General features: G+C 39.2%; 11 protein-coding genes. 1 reads left to right on the top strand and 10 read right to left on the bottom strand.

Annotated elements, in window-relative coordinates; translation table 11 throughout:
• Positions 1 to 61: 61 nt before the first annotated feature.
• Positions 62 to 2788 (top strand): carboxypeptidase regulatory-like domain-containing protein, encoded by a 2727-nt coding sequence (locus LQ201_RS16725; protein ID WP_230144577.1) that lies wholly within the window; start codon positions 62 to 64, stop codon positions 2786 to 2788.
• A gap of 139 nt (positions 2789 to 2927) precedes the next feature.
• On the opposite strand, the gene LQ201_RS16720 is transcribed toward LQ201_RS16725, so the two are convergent.
• The 10 genes from LQ201_RS16720 to LQ201_RS16675 all read right to left on the bottom strand — a co-directional run bounded on the left by LQ201_RS16720 (position 2928) and on the right by LQ201_RS16675 (position 20704).
• The gene (locus tag LQ201_RS16720) at positions 2928 to 3884 is read right to left on the bottom strand and encodes a D-glycerate dehydrogenase (RefSeq protein WP_230144576.1); all 957 of its coding nucleotides are present in this window, start codon (positions 3882 to 3884) and stop codon (positions 2928 to 2930) included.
• A 64-nt stretch (positions 3885 to 3948) separates the two neighbouring features.
• Positions 3949 to 4758: a DUF4249 domain-containing protein gene (locus tag LQ201_RS16715; RefSeq protein ID WP_230144575.1), complete on the bottom strand. Its 810-nt coding sequence runs from the start codon at positions 4756 to 4758 to the stop codon at positions 3949 to 3951.
• A gap of 4 nt (positions 4759 to 4762) precedes the next feature.
• Positions 4763 to 7087, bottom strand: a complete 2325-nt coding sequence (locus tag LQ201_RS16710; RefSeq protein WP_230144574.1) for a TonB-dependent receptor — start codon at positions 7085 to 7087, stop codon at positions 4763 to 4765.
• A gap of 96 nt (positions 7088 to 7183) precedes the next feature.
• On the bottom strand, positions 7184 to 8383 hold the full coding sequence (locus tag LQ201_RS16705) for a cytochrome c family protein (RefSeq protein ID WP_230144573.1): 1200 nt from the start codon (positions 8381 to 8383) through the stop codon (positions 7184 to 7186).
• A gap of 21 nt (positions 8384 to 8404) precedes the next feature.
• Complete coding sequence (locus LQ201_RS16700; RefSeq protein ID WP_230144572.1) at positions 8405 to 10156, bottom strand: cellulase family glycosylhydrolase; 1752 nt, start codon at positions 10154 to 10156, stop codon at positions 8405 to 8407.
• A 23-nt stretch (positions 10157 to 10179) separates the two neighbouring features.
• The gene (locus tag LQ201_RS16695) at positions 10180 to 11586 is read right to left on the bottom strand and encodes a glycoside hydrolase family 30 beta sandwich domain-containing protein (protein ID WP_230144571.1); all 1407 of its coding nucleotides are present in this window, start codon (positions 11584 to 11586) and stop codon (positions 10180 to 10182) included.
• 93 nt (positions 11587 to 11679) lie between these two features.
• The gene (locus LQ201_RS16690) at positions 11680 to 13206 is read right to left on the bottom strand and encodes a RagB/SusD family nutrient uptake outer membrane protein (protein ID WP_230144570.1); all 1527 of its coding nucleotides are present in this window, start codon (positions 13204 to 13206) and stop codon (positions 11680 to 11682) included.
• An 11-nt stretch (positions 13207 to 13217) separates the two neighbouring features.
• Entirely contained in the window at positions 13218 to 16361 is a 3144-nt protein-coding gene (locus LQ201_RS16685) for a TonB-dependent receptor (RefSeq protein ID WP_230144569.1), read from the bottom strand.
• A 261-nt stretch (positions 16362 to 16622) separates the two neighbouring features.
• The gene (locus LQ201_RS16680; protein WP_230144568.1) at positions 16623 to 19541 is read right to left on the bottom strand and encodes a triple tyrosine motif-containing protein; all 2919 of its coding nucleotides are present in this window, start codon (positions 19539 to 19541) and stop codon (positions 16623 to 16625) included.
• A 503-nt stretch (positions 19542 to 20044) separates the two neighbouring features.
• Positions 20045 to 20704, bottom strand: coding sequence for a GDSL-type esterase/lipase family protein (locus tag LQ201_RS16675; protein WP_230144567.1), 660 nt, complete (start codon positions 20702 to 20704; stop codon positions 20045 to 20047).
• Between the last annotated feature and the right edge of the window lie 502 nt (positions 20705 to 21206).

Raw genomic sequence — 21206 nt, 5'->3', positions numbered from 1 at the left:
ATTTTATGTGCTCTATTTATAATTGGATATATTTACGGGCTTAGCATTTAATATCCAATACATGAAGATTTTTAGATTATCGTTTATAATACTGTCACTTCTATCAGCACTAAGTTTTTCTTCGTCGGCACAAACCGACACCATTAGCATAAACAGCATCATTACTAAAACAAATAAGGTATTGAGCGATTATCCTGCAGAAAAAATTTATCTTCATTTCGATAAACCCTATTACGCTGTTGCCGATACGGTTTGGTTTAAAGCCTATGTTACCGAAAACCAGAATTTCTTATCTGCAATTAGTAAGATCATTTATGTTGATGTGATCAATCAGAAAGATTCACTTATCCAAACCTTAAAACTACCCATTACCGGTGGTTTTGCTTATGGCAGTTTTCCCTTAGATCAGATTAATTATAAACAAGGTAACTACCATATCAGGGCTTATACTTTATGGATGCTAAACAGTGAAGATCCTGCTTATTTTAACAAGACTTTTTATGTGGGGGAAGCCATTGACAAGGAAGTAAAAACCCATATCACTTATAAAAATACCTCTACTGATAAGTTAGAAAAAATTGATGCACGCGTACAATTTAAAGATGCCAATAATAAACCTCATGCCAATAAAAATGTAAGCTGGCAAGTGGTTACCAGTTATACAGTTATTGCCAAAGGAAGAGGCACAACAGATGCCAATGGTTTTTTAACAATAGCCATGAGCAATGCACAAAAGGCAGAATATCAACTACAAAAAGGCGAACTGATTACCAGCATTAATACAACTGATAAAGATGTGGCAAGCAGTAGCTTTCAACTTAAAAACGCTATCGTAAGCAAAGATTTTCAATTTTTTCCTGAAGGTGGCAGTTTAATTGCCGGCTTAACCAACAAGGTAGCCTTTAAAGCCATTAAAAGTGATGGTTTGGGCATTAACGCTAAAGGCACGGTAATAGATAACGATGGCAAAACTGTTACTACTTTTACCGCTCAGCATTTAGGAATGGGCAGTTTCAACTTATTGGCTGAAGCTGGCAAAACCTACAAAGCGGCAGTTACTTATGCTGATGGCACTACTCAAAATTATAATTTACCTGCAGTGGCTGCAAATGGTGTGGCCATAAACATCGATAACAGCAGCGCCGATAATGTGGCCATAAAAATTGCAGCGAATGATGCTTTCTTTGAGCAAAACCAAGGCAAAAAGCTTTATTTAATTGCGCAGAGTAAAGGTGTTATCTGCTATGGTGCGCAAACAGCATTATCGAACAAAACGTACAATACCACCGTACTTAAATCCAAATTCCCGAATGGAATCGCACAGTTTACCTTATTTAATGAATTTGGTAAACCATTAAGCGAACGCTTGGTTTTTGTTCAGCATAAAAATACCATGGCTGTAACTTTAACCAGTGCTGCAACTACTTACGGAATCAAGAAAAAGGTTAAGATAAATGTGGCGGCTAAAAAAGACGGCGCCCCTGTAGAAGGTAGCTTCTCGGTAGCAGTTGTAGATGAGTCGAAGGTTCCATCAAGCGAGGATGCAACCAGCACTATTTTAACAGGCCTGTTATTAAGCAGCGATGTTAAGGGTTATATCGAAAAAGCAAATTACTACTTTAATGCACCTGATGAGAAGAAAAACGCAGATTTAGATGTGTTGTTACTTACCCAGGGCTACCGCAGTTTCAAATACACCGATATCATCGCCAATAAATTACCCAAAATTGATTTCTTACCCGAACAAGGCATCGAAATTTCGGGTATTTTAAGGCAGAACAATGGCATACCAGTTAGAAAGGGAGCTTTGTTATTAACCATACCTGATAAACGTTTTAATTTAGAAAGCACCACAGATCCTGTTGGAAATTTTAAATTTCAAAACCTGATGTTCAACGATTCTTCTAAAGTGACCATTACCGCCAAGTATAATGTAAACTATAAAAACATGACGTTAAGCTTAAACGGTGCACCTGTTCCTTCTTTAACGAGAAACTTTAGCGCAGCCGAAGAGGTTCTTAACATCGATAGTGCTTTAACCAGTTACCTGGATAACAGCAAAAGACAATATGCTTATTTACATACCTTAAAAGATGTAACCATTAAAGCAGCCGTGGTGCCTAAAGTAAGCCATAAAGATTACCCGGCATTAAGCGGACTTAGCCAAATGGCCGACCATGAAGTGAGTGGCGATCGATTAAAAGGCTGTGGTTTACTGATTAACTGTTTACAGGGCATGTTGGCTGGTGTTACTTTTGCAGATAACAATTTCTATGTAACTAGAGATTATAACCAGGGCAAAAAAATTCCGATGGGTATCTTTATCAATGGAATGAACGTGGATGTAAACCAGATCAATACGCTTGATGCCAATCAGATCGAATCGGTTGAGGTATTTTTAAGAGATGAATTAGGCTTGGTAAACCGCGCAAACAATGTAAATGGGGTTATTGTATTCAATCAAAAGAAAGCGCCTAAAGGCACTAAAATATCTAAAGCACAGCTGATGGATATGCTACCCAAATACTACGAACTTACTTTCTCACCACAGGGTTACAACAAAGAAAAACAGTTCTATTCACCAAAATATGATGTTCCTGCCAGCATGAACCGCAATGATTTAAGAACTACCATTTACTGGAATCCTAAGGTGGTAACCGATGCTACGGGTAATACTTCTTTCGAATATTACAATGCAGATGGTAAAGGCCAGTATAAAGTAATTATCGAAGGTATAGATGCTAACGGAAATTTAGGAAGATCGGTATTTAAGTACATGGTAAAATAGATTCATGTAGACGGTCCATGGTTGATAGTTCATAGCCAATAGCTAACAGACTATCAACCAGTTATACCTGCGTAGTTAAGGGATCATGGCCATCAGACTATAAACCATTAACTATTAACCCAACAGAAATTTTCACCTCTTATACCTCAAAAGGCAGTTGCTCTCCTTTTAAACCAGCCAGAACATTTTTAACAATAATTTGTGCCATGGCTGCACGGGTTTCTTCGGTAGCTGAGCCGATATGTGGCAAAACAGCGACACTTTCCATCGATAGCAAAGGATTATCTTTATCCATTGGCTCCGGATTGGTTACATCTAAACCTGCTCCCCAAATGATCTTTTCTTCCAGCACCTGGATCAAATCTTTTTCATTGTGAATAGCGCCTCTGGCGGTATTAATAAAAATCGATTTGGGTTTCATCTGTTTAAAAACATCAAGCGTAAATTTACCCTTAGTTTCGGGCGTTAGCGCTGTATGTACAGATAATACATCACTTTGTGCCAAAAGTTCTTCAAACGAAACATATTTGGCTCCGATTTCTTTTTCAGCTTCTTCGTTACGCGATCTGTTGTGATAAATTACCTCCATTTGATAGGCAGCCATGCATTTTTTGGCCATCTCTAATCCAATTTTCCCCAAGCCAAAAACACCGAGCGTTTTGCCATTTACCTCAATTCCTAGTTCGGGTGATGGTTCATAGTTTTTCCATTCGCCTTTAATGATTTTTTTGTGCGAGAAAAAGGCCTTTCGCGATACGGCAAGCATCAATAAAAAAGCGGTATCGGCAGTTGCGCCGCTCAAAACACCAGGCGTATTTCCGATTGGAATATTTAATTTTTTGGCGGCAGCTATATCTACCTGATCGTAACCTACAGAATGTAAGGCAATAACCTTTAAATGACTACAGGCCTTTAAAAATTGGGCATTAAGCTTATTTGGCCCGACACTGATCAAGGCATCCTGACCTTGACAGGCTTCAATCAGTTTTTCGGCTGTAATCTGTCGGTTTTCTTTCCATTGGGTAATCGAAATATTGTTTTCTTCCAGTTCTTTTATGCCAACTGAAGCAATGTTGCCACTTATAAATACTTTCATGTTTTATTTAACACTAAAAATTCTAAGGTGTTTTGGATAATACGAATTGACTTATTTATGGGTACTATTTCACAGTTGCTGATAACATCTGGTAAGTATTGGCACTAAAATAGCCCAGTGCATGATTAGAAATATTTGAAGTCGGGTTAGCTGGTGTAGTACCCTGATTTGGCCCCCGGTTCGATTGCTGACTTAAAGCATACCAATAATCGAAAATATTCGAATCGATACACTCCATTTCTATTTTAATCTTATCGTTCGAATTCAACTCATCACTGTCGTGGTCGGTAGTAGGCGGTTTAAAAAATAACTGGATCCTTAAATCGTTTCCATTTGTTAAACGATCGTTATTTACATAGAAACGTTCCGATAAAATATCATTTACATAAAGGTTAAAATGGTAAAAATTGGTTTCGTTGATCGGGTCTTTTAAAAATACAGCAGCAGTTTTGCGTTCGCGACCAAAGAAAAAGTTTTTAATCACCCCTATCGAATCCATTTTAACCGCATTGGGCATTTTTGAGCTGGCGGTGTAAGTTTGGCCTTCGGCAGTAACGGTTAAATTATAGGTAACACCCGGCACGCCTTTCATTTTATTGATATAAGTCCCTGGTGTTGTACCTTCTTTAAAAACATAAGTATTTCCCTTATTATCGGTTACCGTTACGTTTGCTCCCGAAATTTTCGGAAAAACATTCGCTTCGGTATAACCAATGGTTTTGCTGATCTTAATCTGCTGATCGATCAATTGATCATTAATTATACCTTCAATTACGAGCTGAGGATCGGCATTTTCAGTTTCAATTTGAATAATTTTCTTGCAACCTGTAAAACAGAAAGTGAACAGCAAAAAGTATATAATCAGTTTTTTCATGTTTTTAAAATTTAAAGTTCCAGGTAATTGATGGGATAAGACCGAACAGCGAAGTTTGCTGGGCAGCAGTTTTGCCCGGATGATCAGGATCCGTAATAAATTCAATGGCATAAGGATTTTTTCGTGCCAATAAATTATAGATGCCAAAATTCCAGCTCGATTGGTATTTCTTACCGGGTTTCCCCTCTAAAGTTGCACTTACATCCCAACGCATATTATAAGGCATTCGGCCTGCGTTTCTTTGCGTGTAATAATAAGCAGCCTGGCCACCAATTGTATATTTCCCCGCTGGATAAGTAACGGCATTACCGGTGCTGTAAATAAAGCTCGAAGAGAATGTCCACCGCTTGGTCATATTGTAAATGCCCACTAACGAAATATCATGCGTACGGTCTTGTCTTGCCGGAAAATATTTACCATCATTAAGCTCGGTAAATTTACGCTCAGTACGTGATAAGGTATAGCCCACCCAACCGTTCAGCTTGCCAAATTTCTTTTTAAAAAATAGCTCCATTCCATAAGCCCTGCCTACTCCATATAAAAGTTCTGATTCTACATTTGAGTTAGCCAATAATTCGGCCGCATTTTTATAGTCGATCTGATTCTGGAGCCACTTATAATAAATCTCTCCCGAGAGTTCATAATTGTTATCCTGAATGTTTTTGAAATAGCCCAAAGCCACCTGATCGGCAATTTCGGGTTTAATATTGGTACTGCTCAACACATACTGATCGGTTGGTGAGCTGGAAGTAGCGTTGGTTAAAATATGGACGTTCTGGGTATTCCGGTTATAAGAGGCCTTGATCGAATTTTCATCGTTAAACAGATAGCTCACCGAAAAACGTGGCTCCAGGTTAAAGTAGTTTTTATGGAATTTTCCCTTGGCTACATTTTCTGTCGACAGGGTATTTCCATCAGCATCATAGGTACTAAAATTACCGGGGCCCATTAAAGAAAAAGCAGCCAAACGTACACCATATAAAAAGTTTAAATGTTCGTTTACGGCCCACTCGTCAGAAATGTAAGCTGCTGATTCTATGCCATAACGCCTTTCCTGCGTAAGCGAATTTACCTGCGATGCTTCATCGCTATCAATATCAATCGGCGAGATACGGTGCTGCGTGGCATTGATACCAAAACGAAGTGTATGCTTGTTGCTGAAATACTGAAAATCTTCTTTAAAGTTAAAATCCCGAACCAGTGAGGTTGCTTTAAAGTTGGTCGCATCATTTAATAAGCGAACGGTATAATTATAGTTGTTGTAAATTAACGAGGTATTCGAAAACAAACGGTCGCTAAAAATATGGTTTAAACGGATAGTGGTGGTTACATTGCCCCAGTTGTTTTCGAACAGGTCTTTAACGCCGATATTATCCTTGCCAAAATAACCTGAAATATAAATGGTGTTTTTATCGTTGATCTTATAATTTGCCTTTGCATTAATATCATAAAAATTTAAGGTACTCCCATTTACAGTCGAATCGGGCGAAGACCTTAAAAACAGATCGATATACGTTCTGCGGAAACTCACCATAAATGAACCCCTGTCTTTTACAATCGGCCCTTCTGCTTTTACACGCGAGGCAATCAATCCGATGCCACCCTGAAATTTAAATTCCTTATTGTTCCCATCGTCCATTTTAACATCTAAAACCGACGATAAACGGCCGCCGTATTGTGCAGGCATGCCACCTTTGTATAAACTTACATCCTTAATTGCATCAGCATTAAAAGTAGAGAAAAAGCCCAGTAAGTGAGAGGAATTGTATACCACCGCTTCATCCAGAATAATTAAATTCTGATCGGCAGCACCACCGCGCACATAGAAACCTGTATTCCCCTCACCACCCGACTTTACGCCTGGTAACAGCTGGATGGTTTTTAAGATATCCTTTTCGCCGAGCAGTACAGGTATAGAATTAAGCGATTTCATATCAATCCTTTCCAAACCCATCTGCGCACTTTTAACGTTTTCATTCTTACGGTTGTTTGCGTTTACCGTTACTTCAGCCAGATCGATTGCACTTTTTAATTCCTCATTCAGCTTCGTATCTTTAGTTAGATTGATGGTTTTAACAATAGGTGCATAACCCGTATAACTTACAGAAACGGTATAAGTTCCCTCAGGTTGGGTTAAGGCAAAATAGCCATAGTTATTGGTTAAAGTTGCCGCTGTAGATGCTCCAGTAATCCTTACCGTAGCACCGATTAAAGTTTCACCTGTACCTGCATCGCGGATGGTGCCACTAAGGGTAAATTTATTTTGAGCAAAAATAGGGGTTGATATAAAAAGAAGGAAGAATAAAGCTAAGTAGTGTTTTATGAGCATATTGGCTACTATCTAATTTTTAAGGTGGAAACCAAATGTACGAAATCCAAGTCCTATTAATGGATAGTGGGAAATTTCTTAATACAAGTTTGGGTTTTACTTATTAATAACGGGATAAATGGCAATATGGTGTGAGCGTAACCTATAAGGACTTAAATGATCTTTACCTGCCTGTTGAAAGGTGATCAGTTTTGAAGATTCTTTAGGCATATGGCAGTCGATACAATTGGTACTGAGCGATCCTTTAGCTAAAGTGGCTTCGCTATGATTGGTACTTTTGTGGCAATTGATACAGCGCTGAGAATAGAGGCTTAAATTCCCTTTAATATTTCCGTGTGTATTGTGGCACGATTGGCAAGTCATGGTTTCACTTTTCCGATAACAATTACTACCTTTTAGCATAGCACTTTGGTTACCGTGTACATCAATATCACCACCGCCAAAACCTGTAAAATCCTGTGAATAATAAGCCTCTAAATCGTCGCCGGGCTGGAAACCGAAAACCGATCGCTGTGCCACCAAAGTATTGCCCGAATGACAAACAGCGCAAACATCCATCTTTTGTTTTCGGGTAAGCGTTTTATACAATGTGATAAATTTTGCTGTCTTTTCTTCTGGATTCTCCATATGAAAAACAACATGTTGTTTGCCTGGTCCGTGGCAACGTTCACAATCTATCCCATAAATAACAGCGCCCTTTTCCATTTCCTCATCTTTTGAAAAAGTAGTTTTTTGTGTGAGTTTAATAGCTACATAAGATGCGTGGCACTCTAAACAACGGCTCGTTATCGCCCGATCATAATAAAAACTTTCTTTTGGAAAACCAGGGCTGATGGCCCAATTCTTAATAGCAGTGAAGTAAGATAAAGGCAGTTCGTACATTTTCTTGCCTTGCCAATAGCTATAAGTATAGGCTTTTTCGCCTGAACCAAACTGCATATCAAACTTTTGCGCACGCACAGCTTTGCCATTGTGATAAGCCACCTGAAATATACCACTGTCTCTCTTTTCTATTACTACTTTTTGGGTTGCATCATATTGGAAACTGTTCGAATCAGGGGCGAAAATTTTTAATAAAGCGGCATCTACCACAGGCTTAGAAGTTAAGCCATGCGGACTATGTGCGTAAGACTGCGATAAATCTTTATGGCATTTAACACAGGTAGCCGCTCCGGTATAAGCCTCACCCCTCGCATCTGCGGGCAATTGATCGGCCACATTCATGCATCTTGAAAGAACAACAACCGCAATGGCAATTGCGCCCAAAATAAGCAGGATACGTTTTATGCCTTTCAAGATGATGTTTTGTTTTTTATTTTATTTAACAAATTGAATATAACCAAAATTATAGCCCCCTGCATCTGCCAGCACCTTAATTTTTTGCTTGCCCGCCTTTAAAACAATGTTCTTTACCGCAAAGGTTGCAAACTTCTTATGATCTACGGTATTTGGAACCGCAATATCTTTGGCTACGACTTTGTTATCGATCATAATGGTCATTCTACCTGAAGTATTATCTGCCGCAGCATTTATTTTTAAAGTGTAGGTTCCTCTTTGCGAAACATTTACGGTATACTGTAACCACTCTCCTTTTTCGATATGGTTTACATAATACTTTTCGTACTGGGTAGAATCTTTTGCAATATCCACCCCATCATTCCGATAAATCCGGCCATGGTTACCTGCACTTCTTTTTCCTGTTGAGGTATGGTAATCGGCAGTATCTGTATCGAAATAAGCTTTGCCATTTTTACCTAAATCGTAATCTACAGCGTACACAATGCTTTTATCTCTAATTAAACTGGGCTTAAACGGTTTGGTTTCATTACTAAAAGGCTGACGGATCATTGCATCGATCACATCTCTGTGAATAATCGTATTTTCTAATCTTGAATAAATAGCCAGCTCCATTAAACCGCTGTATACGTTGCTATCTTTAGGTTTGTCTCCACCGTTATTGAAGTACTTTACCAGCGCATCGTAATTGGGGTTCGATTTAATTTCCATCGGATTATTCGCGCCTATCTTTTTCAATGGCCACCAAGCCCAGCCGATGTTATTCTTTTCTAAAAGGTGGATGGCATCAGTAAACCAAACATTCGAATTTTCTCCTGTTTCACCAAGCCAAACCGGAACATGCTGCTCATCCCTGGCCTTAATAATGTGCGCAATTGACGCCTGATCGTTATAATTCCAGTATTTATGATAACTCAAAACCATGTTTTTATCCCACAGTGGAAAAATGCCATTATAATTATTGCCCCAGCCATTGCCTTCGATAATAATGATGTGCCTTTGATCAACCTCACGGATGGCTTTGGTAATCTCGACCATTAATTTTCTTAATGGTGCATTCACCTTTTCTTTTGTTCCGTTTTTATCTTCTTCAGGGTTTGAGAAACCGTAGTTAGGTTCATTCAAAATATCGTATGCACCAATATAAGGTTCATCTTTGTAACGTTCAGCCAGTTTTTTCCAGAGTGCAATGGTTTTCTCCTGATTGGCTTCACTGTCCCATAAATAAGGTTTTGATGGATCGCGGTCGGCAATATTTAAATCATTCCCTTGTCCGCCGGGTGCAGCGTGCAAATCTAAAATCAAGTACATTTTATTGGCCTTACACCAGGCTAATAAGCTATCGGTTAAGGCAAAACCTTTTTCAAGCCAGGTATTTTTGCCTGCAACAGGCTCTTTATCTGCCGGCAGGGTGTATAAATTGTAGTGCATGGGTAAACGGATGGAATTAAACCCCCAGCGTTTCATCGAATCGACATCAATTTTACGCATGTGGTTGGCCAGCCAGGCATCGTAAAACTCCTGGGTCTGTTTTGGCCCCATCAGTTCTTCTATCCGTTCGCGGATGCGGTATTGTTGTGCCTCTTGGTTGATTTTGAGCATATAACCTTCCTGCAACATCCAGCCACCTAAACCAAAGCCGCGGAGCAAAACATTCTCGCCTTTTGCGTTCACTATTTTTTTACCCTCGGCTTTTAAAAACCCCTGACTAAAGCCTGTAAACGAAACGATGCTGAACAGAAAAATATATAAGATTGATTTTGTAAAAGACATAAATAAAATTAGGTTTTAGATAATTACCAGATATAAGTGGCTACAGATCCTTTATCAAGCGCTGCAACAAGTGATTGGCCATTAAAGCTAATATTAAACTTAGCGGCATTTTTACCGCTATTGGCTACAATTAAAACATGTTTTCCACCAGGTGTTTTAAAGGCGACATTGGACAGATCGGGTAAATCGTTCGTAGCAATGCGAACAGCGCCTGGACGAACAAATTTAGAAGCATGTGCAATGGAATAATAAGCCAGGTTTCTGCTATAAGAATCTTTATCAATGGTTACTGCGCCCTGGCACATCGAACAGCCGCCCCTATCGGTATAAGGTTTGTTTTCAGGATCGGCTGCTAAATTCCATTCCAGCACATTTTTGCTCCAGTTTCTGGTGGCGCCGATAATCAAACGCCTAACCGGATTAACAATTTTAATATCCGTAGCATTTGGCTGCTCCACTACCATTTGCTCAGAAAAGTAAATGTTTTTATCAGGATGGGCATTGTGCACATCAGTTAAGGCTTCTATCTTTCCTCCGTACAGATGAAAGGCAGATCCGTCGATATATTTTTTCGCTTCCGGATCATCTAAAATGCTAATCGGGTAATCCGGGCGATCGGCGTTATGATCGTAAACAATAATTTTGGTCTTAATATTGGCTTTGGCAAAAGCAGGACCGAGAAATTTCTTTACAAAAAGCGCCTGATCTGGTGCAACCATAAGCAAGCTGGGATTATTACCCGGGTGCAAAGGTTCATTCTGAACCGTAATGGCATCAATAGGGATCCCCTCTTTTTGCATTTCCTGTACGTAACGCACAAAATATTTAGCGTAAGCATCGTAATATTCGGGTTTTAACATCCCACCGCGGGCATCGTAAGAGGTTTTCATCCATAAGGGAGGAGACCATGGCGAGCCCATAATTTTCAGTTTGGGGTTGATCGCAAGGATTTCCTTCATTACCGGAATCACATCTACTTTATCTGGACCGAGATCAAATTTAGCCTGCGTTAAATCGGTTTGTCCTTCGGGAAGGTCGTTGTAAGAAAATACTTTTTCATTTAAATCGGAAGCACCAATGCTCAAGCGGATATAGCTCACCCCGATGTTGTTTCCATCAGTCGCAAACAACTCTTTCAATAAAGCGGCTCTGGCTGGTGCCGACATTTTAATAATATGCTGCGCACTTCCACCTGTTAGGGCATAACCAAAGCCATCAATGGTTTGATAGGTTTCTTTGTTATTTACGGTAATGGTTGGCAGATTGTCTTTAACTGCATTAAAACTTAATTTACCTTTCTGTTTGGCAAATAAAACAGATCGATCGGCTTTAGTAAGCCAAACTTCAGGTTGGTTTTGAGCAATGGTAGAAAGTGAAGAACAGGTAAAAACACAAATGATAAAAAGGCGAAGAAATTTGGTAGAAAGCATAGGTAAAAGATGAGCAGATTAAAAAACAGGAAGAAAGATTTCGCTTTCTCCCTGTTAACAATTAAACATTAAGCGTATATAATAGATGAGCAGCTATTTTGTTCCGCCCCATTCTTTACTTTGAAGAATTTTGGTGTTGTTTAACTCAGCCTGTGGGATGGGCAAGGTCTCATTTTTATTTGCCTGAAATCCTTTAAAAGCCAGTTTAGTTGGGGCAAGCTTCCACCTAACCAAATCGAACCACCTTTGCCCTTCTGCTACCAGTTCCAAACGTCTTTCTTTCATAATATTATCCATGGTTACCGCAACCGGGTTTAAACCTACACGGGCCCTTACTGCGTTAAGGAAAATGTAAGCCCTGGTACCCGCACCAACTGCGGCACCACTTTTCAATAATGCTTCGGCTTCCATTAAGTACGTATCAGCTAAACGTATTTCGTACATATTCTGCCCAAAGTTTAGTTCTAACTGGCCAACAGCTGCTTTGGTAGAAACTCTTCCAGCATATTTTTCAACAAAATACCCAGTATTATCATTGGCATGCTTGTAGGTTACAATACCTGCCTTTTCCAAGCTATCCAAATTGGCAACTGTAGGTTTATTACGCGGATCGTAGTGAATCAAGTCAAATAATTCTTTGGTTATCGGCATCACACTCCAACCCGAAACATAATCAGGTGCTTGTGCAGCAATTACAGGCACATAGTTCCGTGGCCCTACCAAAATGCCCATAACATTACCTTCACGGCTTCCAACGTTGCCCCAGCCCATGTTAGAGGTTGTATTGTAGCTGAGTTCTAAGATAGATTCTGAATTGAATTTGTTTTTCCAATTCCACAGATCGGCAAAATTTGGTAACAGCTTATATCCATAAGTACTCGCGCCTGGTGCAGTACCGTTTACCAATGCAAACTCTGCTGCTGCTGGCCCCCATTTTTCTTGCCATAAGTAAACCTTGCCTAAAACCGCATGAACTGCGCCCTGACTCAGACGCCCCGCATCAGCAGTAGGAATAGTTACAGGAAGAGCAGGCAATGCTTCTGCTAAATCAGTCTCTATTTGTTTATAAACATCTGCAGGGGCAACCTGTGTAACATCAAACATGCCAGACGGCTCTATAGGTGCTAAGATTAATGGTATATTTTTGAAAATACGGACTAAATCAAAATAAAATATAGCACGCAATGCTTTAGCTTCGGCAATATACCTTGCCTTGGTTGAAGCATCCATTGTAATTCCTTCTATTTTTTTCAATAAAATATTTGCACGGTAAACACCGGTAAAACCTTTACTCCATAAATAACTTGGGCCACCCGATAATGAGTTTACCGTATAATTATTCATCGCTTGCATATCTCCTAAATCTGACGGAGAATCGGCTCCGGCGAAATGATCATCCGATGCAGAGCTAAATAAATTAAGTTTAGTGAGATACCCACTGGATTGATTACCCAATTGATCATAAACAGCTACCAAGCCAGTAAAAGCTTGCTGCTGGCTTTGATAATAACTTGTCTCCAAAATACGTTCACGCGGATTTACATCCAGTTGCTTTTGACAAGAAACGATTATTTGAGAAGCAGTTAAAAGGGCTGCAATAGCTAAAATATTTTTTTTCATTTTAATTTTTTTTAGAATCCAACATTTAAACCTACCATAAACGAACGGGCTTGCGGATAAATCCCCCGATCTATACCCAATACAGTTCCACCGATTTCGGGATCGTAACCTGTATATTTCGTAATGGTCCAGAGGTTTTCACTCATCAGATACACCCGAACTTTTTGTGCGCCAATTTTTTTAATCACATTACCTGGAAGGTTATAACCTACCTGAAGGGTTTTTAAACGGAAGTAATCTCCTTTTTCCAAATAATTTTTAGAGAACTTGGTATAGTTTCCGTTAAGGTCTTTATCGGCAACACGGGGAACGGTAGTTGACGGGTTTGTAGGCGTCCATCTATCAAGAATTGATTTTTGCCAGTTTCCATAAGTTACATCTAAACGCCTTAACCCCTGGAAGATCATATTTCCACCTACGCCGTTTCCGAAAGCAACAAAATCAAAGTTTTTATATGCCAGATTGATGGTAATACCATAGGTGTATTTTGGAAGCGGACTACCTAAATAAGTACGGTCACTACCATTTATGGTTTCATTTCCATCTAAGTTGGCAAATTTAATGTCTCCGGGTTTTGCAGCAGGTTGCAGCACTGTACCACCTGGTCCTTTATAAGCATTAATTTCTGCTTGCGACTGAAAAATACCAGCCACTTCATACCCATAAAACTCATTGAATGAACGTCCAATTGCGGTACGGGTGAAGTTACCCATGCCCTGAAAACTCTGTGCATTATCCTCTATAAACTCTCTTCCTGGCAATAGCTTGGTTACCTTATTTTTTAAAGTTGAGACATTAGCATTAATACCTAAATTAAGCTCGCCGATTTTTTTTCTATAACCTAATTCGAATTCTATACCGGTGTTCTGCATATCGCCAACATTTTCTGCGGCACCGCCAGCTGCACCTAAATAAAGTGGAATAGAAGGTGTTTGCAATACACCAATAGTTTTCTTTTTGAAGTAAGAAGCACTAAGCGAAAAATCTTTAAACAATGTAGCATCTAAACCAATATCTGTTTGGTGGGTTTCTTCCCATTTCAAATCAGGATTTGACAAGGCAGCAGGACTCCATCCAATAGTACTTACATCTGTAGTGCCAAAAGTATAATTACGTCCGCTATTCACTAAGGATACGTAACTGAAATCTCCAATTGCATCGTTTCCTGTAATTCCGTAGCTACCGCGTAATTTCAAGAAATTAACGATGTTGTTTTCTTTCCAGAAAGCCTCTTTTGTAGGCACCCAGCCAATTGAGGCTGAAGGGAAATAACCAAACCGGTTATTTGTACCAAAGCGTGAAGAACCATCACGGCGAATAATACCTGTAAATAGGTATTTTTCATCATAATCATAAGTTACACGGGTAAACAATGAGTTAACAACATGCAACGTAGCATCACTACCATCGCCCTGAATATCGGCAGTTGCAGGTTTGTAATTTAAATTACTCTGATAAAAATCCTGCGCAATTATATTGTTAAACCTTACGTTTAAGCCACGGTTATTGTTATCCATATAATAACCTTGCCCAAATATTGCGTATGCATGATGTTTACCAAAGCTTTTTGAATAGCTAATGGTATTTTCCCAGTTATAATTTAAGGTCATATTCATCTCGCGATAGAAATTTGCCTTAGTATTGGTGTTTGAAGGACTTAACCAGAATAACGGGGTGTAAGACTCTGACCCATAAAAAGCAAGTTTCGTTCCCAGCGATGATCTGAATTTTAAATTCTGAATGGGCTCAATTTCTAAGAACGCATTGCCAACAATATTGTGATCCCAACCATAGTTACCTAATCTGGTTTGAATATAAGCAAGCGGATTGCTCATTTCCTGGCCTACAGGGCCCGAAATACCATAAGGAAATCCTGTTGCCGGATCTTTTATAATATTCGCAATGGTATAAGGAGATTTTCCTATAGCAGTTGGATCGGTTTGAATAACCGGCGTCATTGGATCTAAATGGATTGCCGAACTCAAAGGCCCACCGAACTCACTATTGGTATTACCTAAAGAACTGTTAACCGAATGGCTATAGCCTAAATTCTCGCCGAAGCTTATCCACTTGGCAGGCTTAAATGTAGAATTAATACGAATGTTAGCACGATTAAAATTAGAAATCGGTGTGGCTACAATACCTTCCTGGTCTATATAACCAAAAGAAGTATAAAAGGTAGATTTATTAGTTCCGCCTGAAACGCTAAACTCGTGGGTTTGTCTGCGGGCATCGTCGTTAAAAACAACTGATTGCCAATCAGTACCTTCTCCATAAGATGATGGATTTGAATACGGAAGTGTTAAAGGGCCATCAGTTGCTGCGTTATAGCTATTTGAATATGCTTCATTCCTAATCGTTGCATATTCACTTGCATTTAGCAGTTTTAGCTTTTTAGCTGGCGCCTGTGTGCCGTAAAATCCATTGTAATTAATAGATAACCTTCCTTCTTTGCCCTTCTTGGTTGAGATAATAATTACCCCGTTTGCCGCTCTGGCGCCATAAATTGCCTGCGAAGCCGCATCTTTTAAAACCTCGATCGATTCGATGTCTGATTGATTTAAATAACCAATGCCTCCATTATCTACAATTACACCATCAACAACCCAAAGCGGATCGTTATTACCTGAAGACGCAAAAGAGGTAAAGCCTCTCACTCTTACTGTTGAAGCAGACCCTGGCTGTCCATTACCACTGGCAATAGTTAAACCAGATGTTCTTCCTTGTAAGGCTTGCTCTACCCTGTTAATAGGCATTGATTCCAGATCTTTTGCTTTTACGCTGGAGATTGACCCAGTTACCAGGGCTTTTTTCTGTGTACCATAACCAACCACAACCACTTCCGTTAAATCTTTCGAATCCGCTGCAAGCGAAACATTGATACGGCCGCCTGCTGGAACAGTTACCGTTTGCGTTGCCATACCAATTAAACTGATGGTTAATTTACCACCAACAGGCGCCTGAATGCTAAAAACACCATTGGCATCAGTAGATGCAGCTTTGGTAGTTCCATCAAGCTTAACCGTTACGCCAGGTAAAGGAGCACCATTTTGTTCTGTTACTTTTCCTGTAACCGGAATGTCTTGTGCCAATAAGGCCAGCGGAAATGCCATGATACAGTAAATGAAGAATACGAATGTAAATCTTCCTCTCATAGAAATTAGTTTTAAGTTAATATTTGGTTAGTTAAATGACCGGGGCTTTTGGTAGCCCGTTTCATAAATCAAATCTATAACCGTGCAATACAATTGAACAATTTTGCGCTACTACACAAACCATACAGCAGCACTCAATTAACCTAAAAAGAAGATTTTTAGGCCTACATAAGCCCTACAATGAAAAAGAAATCAAACTGAATACCAGACACTTAAGACATTTTAACTAGAAACGTTATTATTTGTAACGAAAACATTGTTTTAAGGCGTTTTTTGGCGGGCTATGTTGATCAGGAACTCATATAAATTAGTTTCTGGCTTAAGCTGGAGTTTCTTTCTTAAGCGATATCGGCCTACTTCGATGGCTTTAATGGTTACATTCATCAACTGCGCCATTTCTTTTGATGAAAGATTCATCGATAAATAAGCACAAAACTTTAAATCGTTCTGACTTAAATCAGGGTAAAGGTCTTTGAGTTTATTAAAAAATTCGGTGTTTACATGATTGAAGTGCACGCTCAGATGATCCAGTTCCTGATCCTTCTTTTCTACATCTTTGATCAGCCTGATGAGGTGCCTGAAACTTGGCGAGCTCTCATTTATATCGTGGTTTTTAATTACAGCCGATATTACTTCTTTAATCTTGGCCAATACTTTACCCCGCTGTACCAGGTGCATGGTCATGGTAGAAAGTTCTTTGTTCTTATAATTTACATCGGCTTCTAACTTTTCGTTCTGCAGCCTCACAATTTCCTTTTCGTTCCGATCCAGTTCCAGTTGATGCAGGTAACTCATCCGCTCCTGCTCTTTAATGTGTTTGCGTTTTTGCCACCTGATAATCAACCTGATTAACAGCACAATCAAAATCAGGTAAAAAATCCTCATCCATATGGTATTGTACCAGGCTGGCAGCACGACAAAAGTATAGCCTACCACTTCCGATTCATTACCTACATCCGTTCTGGCTTTAATATTGAAAGTATATTTCCCTGCAGGTAAATTGGTATAGTCCTTTTCGCTTTTCGTGTTCCATGCCGACCACTCCTTATCGAAACCAACCAACTGATAACTGAATTTAATATTTTTATCATGCTCGAACAACGTTGAGGAATATTCGAAATGCATTGAATTTAAATTATTGGTGTATTCCGGTATCTCGTTCTGATCTTGTTTGGCAGAAATGATGCCTTTGGTTGTAAAATAGCCTCCAAAAACCAGACTATCCTTTTTACCAAGCAGTTTGATCTGCCCCAGCACTACAATTGGTTTGGTTATGTTCTCGATGTATTTTTCATAGTTAATATGGTAGGCTCCCTTATTGGCTCCAATAAATATGTTCTTACTATCCAAGGGGTAAATAGATTCGAAGCCGCCTACTACTTTCCCATCTAACTCTGGCAGATAAAAAATACTAAAAGGATTCGATCCTGATGGTCGGCTAAAATCGATTACACCTACTTTTTTATTGCTTACAAACCAAATGTTCCCGTCGTTATCCTCCTTCATATACTGCACCGAAATACCCTTTATGGCATTGGCCAATAATTTTAGGCGGACAAATTTTTTCTTCGTGTTATCATATTCATAAATGCCATCAACAGTTGCAATTACCGCCCTGTTTTTTATATGGTACACATAATTGTACAACTTAGAAGGTAATCCATCATGGTCGGTATACATGGTGGTATGCAACACACGTTTATGATCGGGCTGCAATTCTATTTTATATACGCCATGGTAGGGGTGCGATGCCCAGATATGATCGGGATTATTATTATCCGCTACAAGAAACCGCAGGGGTTCATTTATGCCGTCAATTCTTCCGCCATTATTAAACACGCCATCCTTATACGTTAAGTGTTGTAAACCCCAATAAGTGCCTGCAATAACCTCGCTGCTCGGGTAAACCCGATCTAAGCTCTGGTACAACCAGGTGCCTGGTAAATTGTAAAGCGGCTTAGCTACATTGTTCTGCACCAAAAGCGTACCTTCTTCGTGTGCTAGCAACAGCTGGCTGTTAATCTCATCAAGCCCCCAAACCTGCCCTTTGGTATTTTTCACCTCCTCAAAATTCGAGGTAGTATAACTTAAATCTTTGGCAGCAGGATTAACTTTGGTCATGTACAAACCGTTCGATGTACCAATGTAAACCGATTGGTTAAACTTCCTAAATGCATAACTCGTAATCTGTTTATTGCGGTCAGGAAAAATGCTTTTAATGGCACTATTTATGGCCACATAGGCAATCCCATCGTCTAAAGCCAGCCACATGTTCTTATCGCGGTCCTGCAGCACTCCCCTTACGTTGTTGTTCTGCAAACCTTCCCTGTAATTGTATTTCTGGATCAGTTCTCCACCTTTGTTCATAATATATACCCCACCAGAGGTGGTACCTACTACATACAGATTTTGATTGATCTGATTGGCAAAATAAATCCGGTCGTTAAAAAACACATGATCGAGATTGGTTTTGAAGGGTTTAAGCTGATGGTTAATCAATAGAAAAAAACCGCCCTTTAAGGTAGAAACCATCAAAGTATCGCCACTATAAGGCAAAATAGCTGTAACAGACGATTTCTTGAAAACCGGATCAGCACAAAAAGGCTTCCACATTTCCTGCTCGTAAACCATTAAAACCGATTCTTCCGATTGGGCAAACACTTTATTATTGGCCATGCCCATAAATAGCCAGGCCTTACTGGGTTTATAGTTTTTAATCACCCCATCCTTATAATGCAGAATGGAGTTGTTCGATCTGAAAAAAACTTCGTCGTGGATAATCGAGATGTCCCATATATCAGCCAATTTCCTCAGGTTTTCGGGTAGCAGGCCTAAAAGCGAAGTATATTTTAAAATCCCTTTCTCATTGGGGTAATAGAAACCAAATTCATCCTGCCCACCTACATAAATCCGGTTTTTAGAGTCGATCCCGATGGAGCGTACCGAAGTATAATTAGGTAAGCGAAACAGGCTCCAGTAGCGACCGTTAAAAGTAAGCAGCCCCTCATTGTTCCCAAAATAAAGAATCCCGTTTTTATCCTGCTTAACATCCCAGTTCTGCATCCCTGCGTTATACTGCTCGTTATTGTAATTTACTACCTGCGGAATGGCCAAAAGATCCTGGGCCGATGCATGATAGCCCATCAGAAGAAAAGTAACGGCAAGCAGAAGTTTGTACATATGGTTAGGGATCATTCGCACGCAATAATAAATATATAATTTTAATTCCGGTTAACATTGACTACCGCATCCACTAAAACAAATCATTTTGAGCATGAAATAGGCTAATGCTTATTCTTAGATGTGCCCAGGAGCCTTGGATGGTAAAAATGAAAGCTTATATGTCTTATATAGTAAAATTGACTCGTAAGGTGGGGTATGTGCCTGAGGTGGTGAGAAAATTTAATCTTATTTTTTTGGAGCGCAAAGCCTGTAGTGTTTAGGGTTGTTTCAGTCCCGCTTTTACTTCAAGTCCTCTCCCGACGAAAAATCGGGATTGCGGGCTTTCCGTTCAATCGGGGCTAGTTTGCTTGGACTGTGCAATGAAATTAAAAGCGTCAAGGGCTTCTAACCATATAAGAATTTAAGTACATGTAAGCTCATATGTTCTTACGTGTCTTATATAGTAAAAAATAATTAGAGATAAATATTTTGATCACAATCTCTTAGTTAGTAGAAAATGACTATTTTATTAAATACGGTTCTACCGCTTTTCGCCAGATGGCATAACCCGCAGCATTCATGTGCAACATATCATCCACAAAAAGTTCTGGCCTAAGTTGCCCGTCTTTGGTTAACATCAATGGATATATATTAACGAATTTCGTGTTGGCCTCGCCAGCTAAAAATTTCGCGATCAATGCATTCGAAGCTACGGCCTTTGCTTTAAATTTATCCCTGCTCGGACTCGGTTTAATCGAGATGTAAACAATAGGCACCGTTGGTAACTTTGCCCTAATGGCCTGCACTAAACGGATGGTACGGTTTAAAACGGTATCAGGTGTAACCGTTTCGTTTGGTAAATCGTTCTCCCCCACATACAGTACAATCTGTTTGGGCTGGTAAGGGAAAACAACATCATTTAAATAAAAGATAATATCGTTAATTACAGCACCACCTATTCCGCGGTTTAAAGCATTGTATTTGGCAAAAATCCTTGTACAGTCGTCCCATTTGCGGATAGATGAACTTCCTACAAATAACACCGGATGAACAGGTGGTTTGTACATTTGATCGTATTTTTTAATGGTTTGCACATCATCCCAAAAATTAGGTTTCTTTTGGGCAAAAGCAGATATAGTTAAAAAAGAAATTAAAAGGAAGCTTAAAAATGATCTTTTCATGCGAATATGGATGTTTAAAGGCACACAATATACCAATATCCTATTTTTTACAATCAATTCAATCAAATTTATTACTGTATGTAAAAGGAATAGATTGAAGTTTTCTGTGTAGTAGTGCCTGATTCGCCTGCATTGAGTAATGCAGGCAAACAGGTCTTGTTATCATCAACTAACCAAATATAATGATGAACAAATATAGATCTTTATTTAGAATTATTCTAAATAATTAACATTAATTAACTAAAAGCATAATAAAATACTAATAATCAATCCATTTAATTTTTAATAAGAACGCTTAACAACCCAGGAATGAAGTTTTTCAATAAAAATTGTTCAAAGGATTCTCCTTGCAGGCATCCTGCTATATCTAGCCAAGCCTGTTGAAGGTTATTAACGAACAATTTGCTATGATTAGTACAAAGGGGGGACCCCGCTGACGCTGATTTTTAGAATCTGTCATCCTGCGGGATAATTTATTTATAAAAATCATTATGAGTGACAG

Origin of the sequence: Pedobacter sp. Bi126, assembly GCF_918698245.1 — a bacterium.
Taxonomy (GTDB): domain Bacteria; phylum Bacteroidota; class Bacteroidia; order Sphingobacteriales; family Sphingobacteriaceae; genus Pedobacter.
This window is presented reverse-complemented; position numbering and strand designations above follow the sequence as displayed.

Bases quoted from the DNA above. Each gene is read 5' to 3' on its own strand.
- LQ201_RS16720 (WP_230144576.1), bottom strand. From the start codon at position 3,884: ATGAAAGTATTTATAAGTGGCAACATTGCTTCAGTTGGCATAAAAGAA.
- LQ201_RS16700 (WP_230144572.1), bottom strand. From the start codon at position 10,156: ATGTCTTTTACAAAATCAATCTTATATATTTTTCTGTTCAGCATCGTT.
- LQ201_RS16685 (WP_230144569.1), bottom strand. From the start codon at position 16,361: ATGAGAGGAAGATTTACATTCGTATTCTTCATTTACTGTATCATGGCA.
- LQ201_RS16675 (WP_230144567.1), bottom strand. From the start codon at position 20,704: ATGAAAAGATCATTTTTAAGCTTCCTTTTAATTTCTTTTTTAACTATA.
- LQ201_RS16710 (WP_230144574.1), bottom strand. From the start codon at position 7,087: ATGCTCATAAAACACTACTTAGCTTTATTCTTCCTTCTTTTTATATCA.
- LQ201_RS16695 (WP_230144571.1), bottom strand. From the start codon at position 11,586: ATGCTTTCTACCAAATTTCTTCGCCTTTTTATCATTTGTGTTTTTACC.
- LQ201_RS16725 (WP_230144577.1), top strand. From the start codon at position 62: ATGAAGATTTTTAGATTATCGTTTATAATACTGTCACTTCTATCAGCA.
- LQ201_RS16680 (WP_230144568.1), bottom strand. From the start codon at position 19,541: ATGTACAAACTTCTGCTTGCCGTTACTTTTCTTCTGATGGGCTATCAT.
- LQ201_RS16690 (WP_230144570.1), bottom strand. From the start codon at position 13,206: ATGAAAAAAAATATTTTAGCTATTGCAGCCCTTTTAACTGCTTCTCAA.
- LQ201_RS16715 (WP_230144575.1), bottom strand. From the start codon at position 4,758: ATGAAAAAACTGATTATATACTTTTTGCTGTTCACTTTCTGTTTTACA.